Genomic DNA, 14,813 nt, shown 5'->3' with positions numbered 1-14,813 from the left:
TAAAATTCTGCTCTGAATTTATACAAACAGGGTTTTATCAAGATGCTTATTAAGCTTTTACGTAATGGCTTAGGCCAAATCATAATATTTGTTGATTGGGTTACTCGCCCCGCGAAAATGAAGCGCAGCTCTGAGGAGCAGTCAAAAGTGGAGCAAGAAGCGCAAAGTCTGTCGTTATATCAGTTTAAGGCATGCCCGTTTTGTGTGAAGACGCGACGTACTATGCATAAGCTTAATTTACCTATTGAGCTTAAAGATGCCAAAAATAATGCGAATGATAGGCAGCAGCTATTAGAGCAAGGTGGAAAAATTCAAGTACCTTGTTTACGTATAGTTAAGCAAGGGCAAGACACTTGGCTTTATGAGTCAAAAGCAATCAATCAATATCTGACAGACAATTTTGCTACTTAATTAGTATTACCTTGCTTCTGACTGGTGATTAAGTTTAACCAAGTTCACATTCTGACATTTACTTTAGTCATGAAACTGAAAATTTGCTTGACCTATTTTGCTAGCCTGTTATGTTTAGTAACACTGATAACGCAATCAAAAGAGATTCTTAAAATGTCTAAACGACTAATTTCATTAAAACCAAGCAACGCAAAGAAACCTAGCTTTCTAGCGGCTCTGGTTGAGGTTTGTAATTAGTCATAAAATACATACCCAAAGCCCAGTCGCCGAACGCGTCTGGGCTTTTTTTTGGTTTAAAAATACTGGTAAGGAGTAGGTTATGTTCAGCGGTTCCTATACTGCAATGGTTACCCCATTTAAAAACGGCGAATTAGATGAAGTGGCGTTACGCCATAATGTTAATTTTCAAATTGAGAATGGTACACATGGTCTGGTGCCTGTTGGCACAACGGGCGAGTCACCAACGGTAACTGAAGAAGAGCATAAACGCGTTATTCAAGTTGTGGTTGAAGAAAGTGCAGGGCGTGTGCCTGTTATTGCTGGTGCTGGTTCAAATAACCCTGTTGAAGCATTAGCCTTTGCTAAAGCTGCTGAGCAATCTGGTGCGGATGGTATCTTGTGTGTGGCGGGTTATTATAATCGTCCATCGCAAGAAGGTTTATATCAGCACTTTAAGTATTTGCATGACGCTACTGAATTGCCAATGATTATTTATAATATTCCACCTAGGGCAATTGTTGATATTCAGCCAGAAACCATGTTGCGATTAGCTGAATTGCCAAGAGTTGTTGGGGTAAAAGATGCGACGGGTGACTTAGCGAGACCAAGCATCGAAAAGCATTTAATCGGTAGTGAATTCAGCTATTTATCAGGGGAAGATCTCACTGCTATTGCTTACAACTCAGTTGGTGGTAATGGTTGTATTTCTGTGACTTCAAACGTTGCTCCTAAGCTATGCTTCGAATTGCAGCAGGCATGTTTACAAGGTGATTATGTTAAAGCGCAGACGGTACATGAAAAGCTAGTGCCTTTGCATCAATCTTTGTTTGTTGAGCCAAGTCCCGCAGGGATCAAATATGCAATGTCTTTAATCGGCTTGTGCCAAGAAGATGTAAGGTTACCAATTGTCCCTTTACAAGCTGACAGCAAAGAAAGAATTAAAGCGGCTATGCAGGCTCTCAACTTACTTTAGATACATACTCGGTGAATAAAAGATTAGAATTTGCTAATTAAACTAATATTTTATTAATTAGTACTAAACTTTTGTAATTTTGAGTCGTTATAGTTTGTATAGAAGTTACAATTCACCGACAATAGTTTTGTTTTAAAACTAGCGCATGGCAAATGGAGCGTGTAATGAATAAGTTTAAAGTAGCCGGTTTGGCAATGGCATTAGGGTTATCTACTAACCTTTATGCTTCAGATTTTAGTTATAACTTTGTTGATCTTGCAATTGGTAAAGCTGATAGCAGTGACATTGATTCGTCTACTGGGGATTATTCTTCCATTTCTGGTAGTTTTATTTTCCAAGACGCCTTGTTTTTCAGTTTAGAGTCGACAACTTACGAGTTTGATGCGGCAGATGCTGAAACTCTTCAGTTTGGTGTTGGTGCATTTACTGCAACAGGTAGTACAACAGATCTATACGGTGCAGTTCGTATTGCTAACTCCGAAATTGGTACTGTTGATGAGTCTGGTTTCCAGATTGATATAGGTTTACGTAACCAGTTGACTAGCCATGTTGGTATTGATGGCCGTTTGAAATACCATGATGTGTTTGATGAGTCTGGTATGGGTTATTTACTTGCTGCTCGTTACTACCCAGCGCCTCAGCTTTCTTTTGGTGTAGGTTATGAGTACATGGACTTTAACGAAAACGATATCAATACAGCTTTCGCTAATTTCCGTTACAACTTCTAATATTTTGTTTATAAATCGTTAGAAGTGAAAGACTTATGAAAAGTCGCTGGTGATCGCCAGCGACTTTTTTTATGCTCATTTTTTATTTTAAGGTGAGTGATAATGAAGTTAGTTACTGTGTTTTTGATGATAGGCAGTCTCCTGTTAGTAACAGGTTGTGCACGAGTTGTGAAAAAAGGCCACGTGGGTCATCACAAGCCAGTTGCAAAGGTTGTGGTTGTACCTGTTAAACGATAGGTAAGCTAATTTCAGCAGTAAGGCCTTTATCTTGGTTATTAACGAGTTTAATCTTCCCACCATGATTTTGTATGATAGAGCGAGTTATCGCTAAACCTAATCCAGTTCCTCCCGTTTGTTGTCTGCTTTTATCTAATCTAACAAAGGGCTTAAAGACTTCTTCTAACTGGTTTTCTTCTATACCAGGGCCTTCATCACGAACAAATATGCTGACATGAGAATCATGTTTTATTAATTCAATTTCAGCTTTAAAACCGTACCTAATAGCATTTTCAATCAAGTTGCAAAATGCTCTTTTTAAAGCGACAGGTCGGCATTTATAGAAGCAAGCTTGCGAAGGTGCTAGATGTGCTTCTTTTTTCTGAATAAGTAGATCTTGGCAAATTGCATCTAGTAAGGCGTTAATATCTATGAGTTGACTGGGTTCTGTTGATTGCTCTTCTCTAATAAAAGACAGTGTTGAGTCTGTAATGGACTGCATCTCATTAAGTGTATTCAGAAAGGCTTCTTGGGTTGGTCCTTCATCCATTAGTTCTGTTCTGAGCCTTAAGGTTGTAATTGGGGTTCTGAGATCGTGAGAGACGGCTGCAAGCATATTAGTTCGATCAGAAATGTACCTTTGTAGTCTGCTATTCATTTGGTTAAAAGCAATAGCTGCTGTTTTGATATCTTCAGGGCCCGCTTCTTTTAGTGGTTCAACCGACTCTCCGCAACCTAATTCCTTTGCCGCTTTAGTCAACTTAGCGAGAGGCTTGGTAATACGTCGAATCATAAAGATAGCGATAAAGGTTAAAAAAGCAGCTGTGATTGAAATCGAAATGACATTTGCTAATGGCCATAATGGTGGGCTGATATGAAATCGACTGGCGACATTGAGCCAGCGACCATCTTTTAATTGGATAGCAATTTGACTCCACTCGAAGGATTTATATTCTGAGTGACGATTATTTTTTCTGTTGCCATTTGTTTTTTTTGAATAATACTCTTTGTGTTCAAAATTTGGTTTTTTATTACTTTCTAAAACTAGCAAATTGTTGATGCCAAAGCGTTTGAATTTTTCGATCAGCTGCTGGTCTAAGGGGGCACTTTTCAAAATCTTACTTTGCTCTGGTTTAGCGAACCAATAGTAAATATTCTCAGAGCTGACAGCGTGTAGAATTTTTTTGTGTAGTTCTTTCGGGCTTTCTTCTAGAACTCGTACGGTTGATATAATACGGCTAAAGTTGCCTTTGCGATTGAGTACTGTGAGGGCTTCTTTTCTTTCATTAATTAAAATAAAGCCTGTTAAGACTTGGCTTAATAGTAAGGCGATTAAAAGCAGCCAAATAAATTGGCTAGCTAAACTGCGTGGGTACAGTTTGTGTAGAAAATTGGTAATGGTTAATTTCTTTATAAAACTCACGTTTTTACAACCTCTTCAGTGAAGATGTAGCCTCCACCCCATACTGTTTTAAGGATTTCTGGTACTTTGGGGTCTGGCTCTATTTTCTTTCTAAGACGGCTAATTTGGTTATCAATACTTCTATCAAATACACCAGCAGCATGGCCTTTAGTCATCTCTGTTAGCTGATCCCTGCTGAGAACATGTTTTGGGTTTTCTAAAAATACAGTGAGTAATCTAAATTCAGCACTACTTAAAGGGATCACTTGACCGTCTTGGCCTATTAACTCTCTTTTAATGGAGTTTAAACGCCAATTTAAAAAGCTAAACTGTCTAGCTTGTTGCTGATTCTCTCCTTGATAGGGCATGCTTTGAGAGCGTTTTACTAATGCTTTGATACGAGCAAGAAGCTCACGGGCACTAAAGGGTTTGGTAATATAGTCATCTGCCCCCATTTCAATGCCAACTATTCTATCTGCTTCTTCACCCATTGCTGTAAGCATAATGACAGGAATAGAGGACTTCTCTCTAATTTTTCTACACAAGGTCAGGCCATCTTCTCCAGGCATCATTAGGTCTAAAACGATGACGTCAAAGCTGCTTTTACTTAACTGTTGACGCATACTTTCTCCACCGTCTGCGGTTTCAACACGCAAACCATGTTTATGTAAATATTCTGCGAGTAGAGTTCTGATTTCTAAGTGATCATCAACAACTAAGACTCGAATAACATCGCTCATAAAACAAACCTAAAAATTTAATTAAGATGACTATTATAGAGATTTGCTTTAACAGAGTAGATAGTTGGATGTAATAAAGTTAGTTCAAGAAAGGATTTGATACATCTTGCGACAATTGAGGGCAAGATGTATCTAGTTTTGTCTTATGCGGCGTTTTGTTGTGGTTTTATCTTGCCTTCATAATGGGTGATAAAAGCAATGGCAAGAATAATAATGAAAGCGCCTAACCAAAGCCTGCCAGGTGGAACCCATCCAAATACCAGCCAGCCTGCGAGTACATTAAGTGGGAGTTTTACATGGTCAAAAGGCTGTACAAATGAGGCATCAGCTATTGAGTAAGCTTTAACGATTGCCCATTGTGCTAATGCGGTAAAAATACCTGCGGCTAATAATAAGGTCCAAGTAAATGAGCCTGTAGGCATACTCCATTCTGGTAAGGCCAATAATAGGTTAAAGGGGCTAATTAGAACTAATAGGTAGACAACCATGGTGGTAGGTGAGTCGTCACTTGATAGCTTTTTGACCATCAAAGAATAAATTGCCCAAAAGAAGGCGGCGCCAACAGGAAGAAGAGATGCGAGAGTAAAGTCATCACTCCAAGGTTCTAGAATAAGCATGGCGCCAAAAAAGCCAGCAAGAGTTGCGAAGCTTCTAGCTAAACCAACTTTTTCTTTTAAGAAAATACCTGAACCTAATGTTGCAAAAAGAGGCGATGTCATTAATAGAGCGATGCCTTGCCAAATCGGAATAGGATAGGCAAGAGCCCAAAGCCATAATTGAATGCCGATGACAGAAAAGAACACCCGTGTTATATGCCAGCCAAGTTTGTTGGTTTTGAGGGCTTGTTTAAGTCCAAGGCTTTTTAGCCAAGGTAGTATGACTATAAAGGCAATGCCATATTGAATAAAAGCGACGGTCGTTGATGCTATCTGAAAGTGAATACTTAAATATTGTGCAAGGCTATTTACTATGGCAAATGCTAGACCTGCAATAACCATCCATGAAGCACCTTGTATGGGTGTGTGTGAATATGCCACGCTTTATCCCTAATTATTGTTAAAGTGTTGGCATCATACCTTTATCTCGCTTTTGCTTCCAATCATTGCTTGTCTGGCTTGATAGTATTTAATAGCTATTACTCAAGCCCTGTTTCTAGCACAAGAGCTTCATCTAATTTATCTATTATTTCTAAAGGAATACCAGCGAGTTGCATGACTTTCTTAGGGATAAACTGCTTAATATCTTCCACGCTTCTATCACTCGATTTAGCACCGTTTAAATAATTAGCAAGGTTTAAAATAGCGCTTAAGGGGGTTGGCTCTTCATAGCCGAGCGGTCTTTTATATTGCTGAATGGCAAGCCCTAGTTCACTTGGAAACTTCCATAAGTCTAATAATGCTTTACCGGCGTCTTGGGTAGTAAAGCTTAAGCGCTCCATTTCAGCTGCAATGCGCGAGGCTTTTTTGTCTTTAACAAGGCTTTGAATTTCCATGGCATCTTTGGGGGCTGCTAAGTGCAATAAAAGGCGTCCTATGTTGTAAATAATCCCAGCTGTAAAAGCGATATCTTCTTCAACTTCTTCTGTTCTCTGGGCTAGCCATGATGCAATTGTTGCAACCATAAAAGAATCTCGCCAAAACAGCTTTAAATCAAGTCCGTCAACATTTACTGCCGAGTTAGCCAAGCCTGAAGCGATAACAAGTGTATTTAATTTATCCATACCTAAAAGTACAACTGCTTCGTCAATTGAAGATACTTTTCTGGAAAGGCCAAAATGAGCAGAATTAACGAGTCTTAGGATTTTCAAAGAGAGGGTTTGATCTTGACCAACTTTTGCCGCAATGGCGTTGTAATCTGCATCAGGGTCTTTTAAAGCAATAATAAGTTCACGAACGACATCAGGTACATTGGGTAGCTTGTCTGTCTGTTGTAATAAATCTTTTACTTCCATTGGTGACCCTTTTTAAGCGTTAAGTCAGAGAATAATCAAAGATGGTTCAGGCAGTATGGCTTTAGTTTTAAGTAAATAAAAGAGCTGTGTTTAAAAGCAAATTGTAAATTTTGATCTTTGTATTGGTTTTTTAGTAATGCGGCTTGCTTAAAGCTATCTATTTTTAGTGATCAATCATAGCACATAAAAATAATCATAATTTAAAAATGTATACATATTTAAATTGTTATGACATTATTCCCATTCGCCTTTTAATTGGAGAAGTCATGTCTATTAAAAATGATTTGAGTTTGAGTGCTATTGTTGCTGGCTTCGTGGCTGTTCTTGTTGGGTTTGCAAGCTCTGTAACCATTGTTATTCAGGCTGCTCAAGCAAGTGGTGCTAATACTAGCCAGCTAACCTCATGGATCACGGCACTTGGCTTAGGTATGGGGGCGAGCTGTTTTGCCTTATCTTGGTATTACAAAAAACCAATTATTACAGCATGGTCTACACCTGGAGCTGCGCTTTTAGTAACTAGTTTACAAGGCGTATCCTATGCAGAAGCGATTGGTGTTTTTGTTGTCACAGGGGCATTGATATTATTTGTTGGTATCTCCGGCTTATTTAATCGGTTAATGGTGCTTATTCCTTACCAAGTTGCTTGCGCTATGTTAGCAGGGGTCTTATTTCAATTTGCCATTGCAATATTTGATGGTATGACCAGTGAATTCACTCAAGTTTTTATTATGCTTGTCACCTATCTAGTGGCTAAGCGGTTTATGCCTAGATATGCCATTATTATGGTGCTTGCTGTCGCTTTATTGTTGATTTTTTACGATCAACCAAAGTTATTTGATACGGCTGCCAGTATGTCTTTTTCCAGTGAGTTGGTCTGGCAGTTACCTGTGTTTAGTTTTATATCAATAATTGGGGTAGCAGTTCCCTTACTTATTGTCACCATGACTGCGCAAAACATGCCAGGCATTGTTGCTTTAAAGGCACATAATTTAAATGTATCTACCTCATCCCTTATTTCATGGACAGGTGTTACCACTTTAGTACTGGCTCCTTTTGGGGGGTTTACCTTTAATCTTGCTGCGATTACAGCTGCAATATGTATGGGGGAAGAAAGTCATAAATTGCCTGAGAAACGCTATATAGCAGGCTTGTCCGCTGGTGTTTTTTATTGCTTAGCAGGGTTAGGTGGAGCGGGCATAATAGCTATATTTTCCCTATTTCCACAAAGTCTTATTCTTGCTCTTGCAGGCCTTGCTCTATTATCAACGATAGGCGTTAACTTAAAGGCGTCATTAGAGAAAGATAGCACTCGCGAAGCGGCTTTAATTACTTTTTTAGTTACTCTGTCTGATATTTCGTTTTTTGATATTTCATCAGCATTTTGGGGGATTTGTTTTGGCGTAATGAGTTTGCTTTTTATGACTAAACTCAAAGGGTGAATAGGCTTAATGTTCTAATATGAACGAGTGTTAAATTTTATAAAGTTCTTATTTAGCCTTGAATTCTTTTTTGTGAATATTAGACAATACAATTAAGTATATTTTTCACGGTGATTTTTTTGAGTAAAGATGTTTTAGCAAAATTAAAGGCTGATATTCGGTCCCAAAATTTACCCTTAGGGGTCCCTCTGAAGCAAGTGGATTTAGCAAAACGCTATGAAGTAAGTCGTATTCCTATTCGTGATAGCTTGCAGCAACTTTTAGCTGAAGGCTGGCTTGTTCCCCATGGTAAATGTGGTGTTATGATCCCTGTTTTGGTTCGCCATGAAGCAGAAGACCTTTATCGCATGCGTTCAGCTTTAGAGGTGATGCTATTAGAGCTGGCTCTTCCTCATTTAAATCATGCTATTTTAGGTAAAGCGAAGGACTACTTGGAGGCGCTTGATCATAAAGATCTGACATTGCTTGAACGAGGTGAATTAAACTGGCTGTTTCATAAAACTCTCTACGAAGCCGCTAATCGCCCCACTTTATTTAAAGTCGTAGAGCAGCTCCATTCTCAAGTTGACCGTTATATCGGATTTCAATGCATTCCCCTTGATTACGATGGAAAAAGCCAATCAGATCATTATGAAATGCTTAAGCTATTGGAAAACCAAGAATATGAGTCGGCTTTAGAATGTTTGCGTTCTCATATTGAAAAAGCAGGAGAATTGCTCATAACTTGTTTGCGTGACTAAGTGTAAAATAATGCTAAATGTCTAAATCTAAATTAAACTTATGTAAAAAGTGATACAACAAATATACAAGATATATCGTAAATCATTAATTAACTGTGGAATTTCAAACATTGCGCGCATTACAAGTACTCATTGCTGATGACTTTGAAAACTCTCGTCAGTCTATAAGAAAAATTTTATTATCCGTCGGAATTGAAAACATCCATGTTACAGCCACAGGGAAGGGTGTTTTAGATGAGTGCAAAACTAAAAAGTTTGACCTTATTTTATGTGATTATAATTTGGGCCATGGAAAAAATGGTCAGCAAGTATTAGAAGAAGTTAGGTCATTAGGTTATTTAAAGAGTACCGCCTTATTTGTCATTATTTCCGCTGAAACAAGTCGGGATGTCGTGATGGGAATTATGGAAGCAGGCCCAGATGAATATCTCACAAAACCATTTACTCAATCTGTTTTGGTTAAAAGAATTGAAAGGTTAGTTCAGCAAAATGGCGAACTGAGCGAGGTTAAAAAAGCTTTAGCTGATAAAAATTACGCTTCTGTTTTGACTCTATGTAATCAACTGATAAAAGTAGGAAGTCGCTATTCTGCTTGGTGTCGACGTAAAATGGCCGAAGCTTTTTTTGAAACTAGACAGTTTGATAAGACTAAAAGCCTTTGCCACCTAGTTCAATCTAAACGTGACCTTGATTGGGCTATGGTGCTAGAAGCCCAGGCGATGAAAGAAACAGGCTCAATGTTGGATGCTATTGTGCATTTAAACAAGGTTGTCGCACAGTTTCCAAACTGTATTAAAGCATTTGACTTGTTGGCTCAATATTTAGAAGAAAAAGGTGACTCAGAACAAGCTCAAGACTTTTTAGAAAGTGCAGTCGAGCTCTCTCCAAGAGTTATGACGAGGCAGCAATCATTAGTCAACTTAAGCTTGTCTAATGGTGACCTAGATGTTGCTTTAAGATCTAGCCAGCAAGCCTTAAAGTTAAGTGCTAATTCTTACTTTTCCTCTGCAGATCAATATCTTCAAGCTGCTCAAGTGATTTCAGAATCTATTATTGGTGATTCATCGGCAGATGCTCGGAAAAAGTCGCAAGATGCTTTTTCTATGCTGAATCAAATGACTAAAAAATTCCCTGACGACGCCTCTACTCAACTTCATAAAATTCTAATTGAAAGTCAGGTATTTTCTTCGCTTGGTAAGCGTGATCAAGCCAATCTCGCTTTGAAAGAGGCTAACGGCATGATTGAAGACCATGCAGGTTTATTAACACCAGAAATAGCTTTAGAAATGGGAAAGGTTTTGTATGCGACAGGTCAGCATGACGCTGCAAATGCAATGTTTGATCATATTTTAAATGACCCAGATGTTGATAAAAGGCTAGTTGCAAAAACCTATGCATTTCTAGATGAGCCAGTCGGATTAACCGCTAGGTTAAAGGCTAAGCAAGATAACTTAGTCGGCTTAAGTTTCTATGAAAATAAACGTTATGAAGATGCCATTGTTGCTTTCAAAAAAGCACAAAAATCATCGCCAATTCATCCTGGTTTGAATATGAACTTGGTCCAGACCGCTTTAAAATTAATGGAAACAACCGAAAGACAGCAGAGTTTAATCGATATCTGCATTGATTCCCTTGATCGGATTAAGCATATCTCAGTACAACATAAACAGTTTAAGCGTTATCGCAGCTTAAAAAGCTATGTAGTGCGTAACTTTCAAGCTTAACTATAAGGACAGAGTGTGAATAATAAAGATTCTATGTTTCATAATGTCATGGCTTCAACGGTAAAGGACATGAATACTTCTCTAGCCATGTTGCTACAATCGTTTGAGGCAAATGGTGCTTTAGCTCAGCGTATGAGTGATGAGCATAAGCAGAGCTTTTCTAACATGCATTATGAGGTTGCTCGATTACAGAATAATCTTTTTCACCTGCATACCTTGTATCGTATTCAATATGAGCGTTTGCCTATTGTGCAGGAAGAGCATTTTGTGCATGAATTTTTAGAAGAGCAGGTGCTGAGTGTCAATGGCCTGTTCGTAATAGGCGATGTAAAAGTCAAAATTGAATGTTGTGAAGATATGAGCGCCTATTTTGATTTTGAATTAGTCAGCTCAATTATTATAACGGCTTTGGTTAATGCTAGCCGTTACACTAAAGACGAAGTAATTATCCGAGCTATCTCTCATGATGACGGTATACTTATCCAAGTGGATGATAATAGTCGAGGTTTCCCTGATACCATACTCGACAGGTTTAAAGAGGGAATTCAGGATAAAAGCGAAGAATTCAATGAGCAAGGTTTAGGCTGGCTTTATTGTAATGAAATTGCTAAATCACATGAGAACAGAGGGCGAGCAGGGTATGTCGCGTTAAGTAATGACAGTGTGTTAAGTGGTAGCCGCTTTGCTGTGTGGCTACCTTAAAGCTTCATGGGCGTGAGTAGTTATTGAGGGATATAAATACTCAAACAAGCACCATTAAGGGAGCTCGAGTCAGTTTTAGTTATGTAACCTTCTTTGCCATTGTTGCTATGGGCTTGAGCAGATAACTCGGTAAAATAAAGGCCTAGGCCTGTGCTGCTATCAAGAAAGTTTTCTTCTTCATTATTTGTGTCAGAAAATCCTGGACCATCATCTTCAATCTGAAAGACGAGATAGTTATCAACTACTTCTGCTTTTAGTAGGATTTTACTTTTAGCAAATCGTAATGCGTTATATACGCCTGTACTTATAACAGATGTCAGTAGCCTTTCATCAAAGTTGGCTAATAGGGATTCATCACACTCATAACTAAGGATTAAATGTCTCGCAGTTGCTGACTGACTTAATACAAAAACTTGATCATCTAAAAATTCGCTGACTTGCAAAGTGTCAGTTTGCAGATCATAGCCATCAGAAGCGAGTTTAAATAAGTATAAATATTCAACCCATTCATCGTTAAGTTGCTTGAGGCCTTCCTCGATGTTATTGATCTTTTCGACTTGCTCTATTGGGCCGTCAAACTCAGACTTTAATGTTTGGAGTTGGTACATAAGATTGCCAACGGCATTCTTACTTTCGTGAATTGAGCTGGCGAGTATGACGCTAATATCAACTTTCTTCACTTGACTCTCCCAATAGTGGTTCTAGTTTCTTTTTAAATCTATCTGATTCTGGTGCTGCAAGTCCCATCTCTACATCTTGTTTATAGAGTAAGTGCGCGCTTTTTGCCTGATTCAGTTTATCTTGGGTAATAAATAACTCAATTTCAATTTCATAAGCACCACTTTTGATCTTGGGATTATCTCCAAATAGCTTTTGGATCTTTTTAAGCGTAATTTTAAAATTATCAACTTGTCGGTTTGATAATTCATGCTCTTTTGCAATACCTATAAATGATTTTAGGTGTTGGAAATAGATACTACTATCGCTATATATAGAGTGTTTTGCTAAGAAAACAGCTCGTCTAAATGACATTTCTGAGGTTTCAAAGTCATTAAGTTCAGCACTTAATTCACCTAATTCTATTTGACGTAAAATAGCTTTCGGTGATTTTGCAACAGCATCAATTAAGGTTGCTTGAGCCTCTTCTTTTTTGTCTAGTTTGACTAAACACTTAGCGAGCCAGTCATACGCATTAACAAAAAAGCGATTATCAAGCATAAGTTGTCTAAATCTGCTTTCAGCTTCTTCATAATTACCTTTAAAGAAATAAGCTTTAGCTAAGCCAAATAGTGCCCATGGCATTTTTCGTTCTTTTAATGCTGTCTGAAATAGATCTATGGCATTGTCATACTGCTTAAGCTCTAAAAAGCATTCACCTTTAATTCTTGAACATTTAGATTCTAAAAATGGGTGTTCTTCAACGACCTTAACGGCTTCCTCTATGGCTTGTTCATATTTCTTTTGATCAAGAGCGTGGTTCACTTCATAGAGTTTTTGCTTGCTCTCTACGAGTTTAAGTAATCGTCTTTGAAGCAGTGCTTGCGAAAAAGGTTTGGAAATATAGCCGTCAGGTTGATATTCAATTGCACCCATAACCATTTCAATTGAAGTTTCTGCGGTAACCATTAAGTAGGTAGAAGTATTCGGGATGAGGTTTGAATGGCGTACTTCTTCTAATAGTTGCTGGCCATCTTTACCACTGCCTAAGTTGTAATCTGATAATACAACGTCGTAGGTATTGGACCTTAGTAGTTCTATGGCAGACTCGGCCTTCATAGCCAATTCAATTTGTTTAAAACCAAAGTCAGTTAGCATCTTTTTCTGTAAAATTCTGGCTTCAGCCATATCTTCTATGAGAAGTGCTCTTTGGTTTGAAAAATCAATTTCTGCCATATTTTTCCACTTATATCGTGTTTTTAATAATGTGATCCAGGTGTTTCTAACATACTGGAAAACACCTCATCTTCTTCAGAATGAGTTTGTGCTATTGCATAAGTGCCTGATGCCCATTCACCTAGATCAATCAGTTTGCATCTCTCGCTACAAAAAGGGCGATACTTGTTTTCTTTGTGCCAAACTGATTTGCCTTTACAGTTAGGGCAGCTAATTTCTTTGACTGTTTCTGTGTTAGTTTTCATTAAAATTATTAATAATAAATTGGTTTAATTCATCGACTTTAGCATTCAAATCACTGATATTTCCAGTGTTTTTAATTATAGTATTAGCAAGTTCTGATCTACGCATATCTGATATTTGGTTGTCAATAATTTTATTTGCAAGCTCTTCAGTGCAATTATCTCTCGCTGTGACTCTTTGTACTTGTACTTCTCTTGGAACGCTAATTGCGATGACATAGTCGCAACGTTTGTTTTGTTCAGTCTCAAATAATAAAGGGTGAACTAATAGAGCATACTTGCTATCGGCAGCAAAAATTAATTCTTCAATGCGATTATGAATTTCTGGGTGCGTTACTGATTCAAGCCATTGTTTCTCTGCTTTATCCTCGAAAACTATCTGGCGTAATTGCCTTCTATCTAGTTGCTTATTTTCGAGTAAAATACTTTCGCCATAACGTTCTGTAATTGCTTTTAGGCACTTGCTACCTGGTTCTACCACTTCTCTGGCAACATCATCAGCATCTATGCTAATAATGCCAAGCTCATTGAATAATTTGCTTATGGTTGATTTACCTGAACCAATGCCACCTGCTAAACCTACAACAATTTTTTTGCTTTCTTCTGTCATATAATATTAGTACTGATTTGTAATGAAAAAATTTAATAAGGCTGCAAAACAAAGAAATGGCCCGAAAGCAAGGCTTTGATAGCGTCCCTTCCTGCTCAAAATAGCATACATAACGCCTGCGATACTGGCATAAAAAAGGATGTAGAATAAACTTTCTACGCCTTGCCAAGCTCCTAGGGCTGCTAATAATTTAGCATCGCCTAAGCCTATGGCTTCTATCTTCTTAAATATCAAATATAGCTGACGTATTGAGACAATACATAAATAGCCTAGCATCATGCCTAATACCGCTTCTTTCATTGGTATTGCGTTTTCCATCATATTATAGATTAAGGCAATTCCTAGAAGTAGTAGATTTAGTTGATCTGGTATCCACTGTACCTTCCAGTCAATAACGGAAATGCAAATTAGTAAGCAAAATAGGCAGGTTAGTATTAATAGCGAGAGCCAACTGCTACTTATGTAAAGTAAGGGGAGGCAGATTAACAGACTCGCTAGTTCAGTTAAGGGGTAGGTTATAGCTATTGTGCTTGTGCAGTATCGACACTTACCTCGAGTGCTAAGAAAGCTCAATATGGGGATGAGGTCATAGAACTTTAGAGTATGTTTACATTTAGGACATAGTGAACGGCCAGAATGAAAAGAGGGTGGTGGAGAGTCATTAAATGTCAAATTTAGAAACTCATGGGCCTCTTTACGCCATATAAACTCTTCGTACTTTGGTGTTCTGCTAATGTAGGCGGTCATTGCGCTACCTAGACAGAGGCATATGAGTAGGTATAGTGAAATGGAGATGATAGTTAATTCCAAAAGTGAACTCTCA

Annotated in this window: 17 protein-coding genes; 8 read left to right on the top strand and 9 right to left on the bottom strand. The window is 38.1% G+C overall.

Annotated features, from left to right (window positions below; translation table 11 throughout):
* The first annotated feature begins 42 nt into the window (after window positions 1–42).
* From OA91_RS22460 to OA91_RS24770, 4 genes are all read left to right on the top strand, one after another.
* Window positions 43–411: a glutathione S-transferase N-terminal domain-containing protein gene (locus OA91_RS22460; protein WP_063339916.1), complete on the top strand. Its 369-nt coding sequence runs from the start codon at window positions 43–45 to the stop codon at window positions 409–411.
* 319 nt (window positions 412–730) lie between these two features.
* Window positions 731–1,603, top strand: a complete 873-nt coding sequence (gene dapA, locus OA91_RS22455; protein ID WP_063339915.1) for a 4-hydroxy-tetrahydrodipicolinate synthase — start codon at window positions 731–733, stop codon at window positions 1,601–1,603.
* Between the two features lie 164 nt (window positions 1,604–1,767).
* Complete coding sequence (locus OA91_RS22450) at window positions 1,768–2,331, top strand: hypothetical protein (protein ID WP_063339914.1); 564 nt, start codon at window positions 1,768–1,770, stop codon at window positions 2,329–2,331.
* Window positions 2,332–2,433: 102 nt separating this feature from the next.
* A complete protein-coding gene (locus tag OA91_RS24770; protein ID WP_269447928.1) occupies window positions 2,434–2,568 on the top strand; it encodes a hypothetical protein in 135 nt (44 codons plus the stop codon).
* On the opposite strand, the gene OA91_RS22445 is transcribed toward OA91_RS24770, so the two are convergent.
* From OA91_RS22445 to OA91_RS22430, 4 genes are all read right to left on the bottom strand, one after another.
* Window positions 2,558–3,970 carry an ATP-binding protein gene (locus tag OA91_RS22445; RefSeq protein ID WP_063339913.1) on the bottom strand — a complete coding sequence of 471 codons (1,413 nt, stop codon included), beginning with the start codon at window positions 3,968–3,970 and terminating at the stop codon, window positions 2,558–2,560. The two genes, OA91_RS24770 and OA91_RS22445, sit on opposite strands and share 11 nt — an antisense overlap.
* Window positions 3,967–4,689: a response regulator gene (locus OA91_RS22440; protein WP_063339912.1), complete on the bottom strand. Its 723-nt coding sequence runs from the start codon at window positions 4,687–4,689 to the stop codon at window positions 3,967–3,969. The genes OA91_RS22445 and OA91_RS22440 overlap by 4 nt, the downstream gene beginning before the upstream one ends.
* A gap of 143 nt (window positions 4,690–4,832) precedes the next feature.
* A complete protein-coding gene (locus OA91_RS22435) occupies window positions 4,833–5,726 on the bottom strand; it encodes a DMT family transporter (RefSeq protein WP_082828079.1) in 894 nt (297 codons plus the stop codon).
* Window positions 5,727–5,824: 98 nt separating this feature from the next.
* On the bottom strand, window positions 5,825–6,640 hold the full coding sequence (locus OA91_RS22430; RefSeq protein WP_063339910.1) for an HDOD domain-containing protein: 816 nt from the start codon (window positions 6,638–6,640) through the stop codon (window positions 5,825–5,827).
* A gap of 266 nt (window positions 6,641–6,906) precedes the next feature.
* Here OA91_RS22430 and OA91_RS22425 point away from each other — a divergent pair, with 266 nt between their 5' ends.
* From OA91_RS22425 to OA91_RS22410, 4 genes are all read left to right on the top strand, one after another.
* Entirely contained in the window at window positions 6,907–8,079 is a 1,173-nt protein-coding gene (locus OA91_RS22425) for a benzoate/H(+) symporter BenE family transporter (protein WP_063339909.1), read from the top strand.
* A gap of 119 nt (window positions 8,080–8,198) precedes the next feature.
* On the top strand, window positions 8,199–8,819 hold the full coding sequence (locus tag OA91_RS22420) for a GntR family transcriptional regulator (protein WP_197477859.1): 621 nt from the start codon (window positions 8,199–8,201) through the stop codon (window positions 8,817–8,819).
* Between the two features lie 110 nt (window positions 8,820–8,929).
* Entirely contained in the window at window positions 8,930–10,543 is a 1,614-nt protein-coding gene (locus tag OA91_RS22415) for a tetratricopeptide repeat-containing response regulator (protein ID WP_063339907.1), read from the top strand.
* Between the two features lie 15 nt (window positions 10,544–10,558).
* Window positions 10,559–11,245, top strand: a complete 687-nt coding sequence (locus OA91_RS22410) for a sensor histidine kinase (protein WP_046017786.1) — start codon at window positions 10,559–10,561, stop codon at window positions 11,243–11,245.
* Window positions 11,246–11,265: 20 nt separating this feature from the next.
* Here the strand turns inward: OA91_RS22410 and OA91_RS22405 are convergent, their stop codons facing one another.
* The 5 genes from OA91_RS22405 to OA91_RS24140 are packed head-to-tail and all read right to left on the bottom strand — an operon-like array spanning window position 11,266 to window position 14,800.
* Window positions 11,266–11,925 carry a sensor histidine kinase gene (locus OA91_RS22405; protein WP_046017785.1) on the bottom strand — a complete coding sequence of 220 codons (660 nt, stop codon included), beginning with the start codon at window positions 11,923–11,925 and terminating at the stop codon, window positions 11,266–11,268.
* A complete protein-coding gene (locus OA91_RS22400; protein WP_046017784.1) occupies window positions 11,912–13,138 on the bottom strand; it encodes a response regulator in 1,227 nt (408 codons plus the stop codon). The genes OA91_RS22405 and OA91_RS22400 overlap by 14 nt, the downstream gene beginning before the upstream one ends.
* 23 nt (window positions 13,139–13,161) lie before the next feature.
* On the bottom strand, window positions 13,162–13,383 hold the full coding sequence (locus tag OA91_RS22395; RefSeq protein WP_046017783.1) for a DNA gyrase inhibitor YacG: 222 nt from the start codon (window positions 13,381–13,383) through the stop codon (window positions 13,162–13,164).
* Entirely contained in the window at window positions 13,373–13,990 is a 618-nt protein-coding gene (coaE, locus tag OA91_RS22390; protein WP_063339906.1) for a dephospho-CoA kinase, read from the bottom strand. Before coaE ends, OA91_RS22395 begins: the two co-directional genes overlap by 11 nt.
* A gap of 6 nt (window positions 13,991–13,996) precedes the next feature.
* On the bottom strand, window positions 13,997–14,800 hold the full coding sequence (locus OA91_RS24140; RefSeq protein ID WP_442919133.1) for a prepilin peptidase: 804 nt from the start codon (window positions 14,798–14,800) through the stop codon (window positions 13,997–13,999).
* Window positions 14,801–14,813: the final 13 nt, after the last annotated feature.

This window comes from Marinomonas sp. SBI8L (assembly GCF_001624705.1).
Lineage (GTDB): Bacteria > Pseudomonadota > Gammaproteobacteria > Pseudomonadales > Marinomonadaceae > Marinomonas.
Note: the sequence above shows the minus strand (reverse complement) of the source record. Positions and strands in the feature narration are given on the sequence as shown.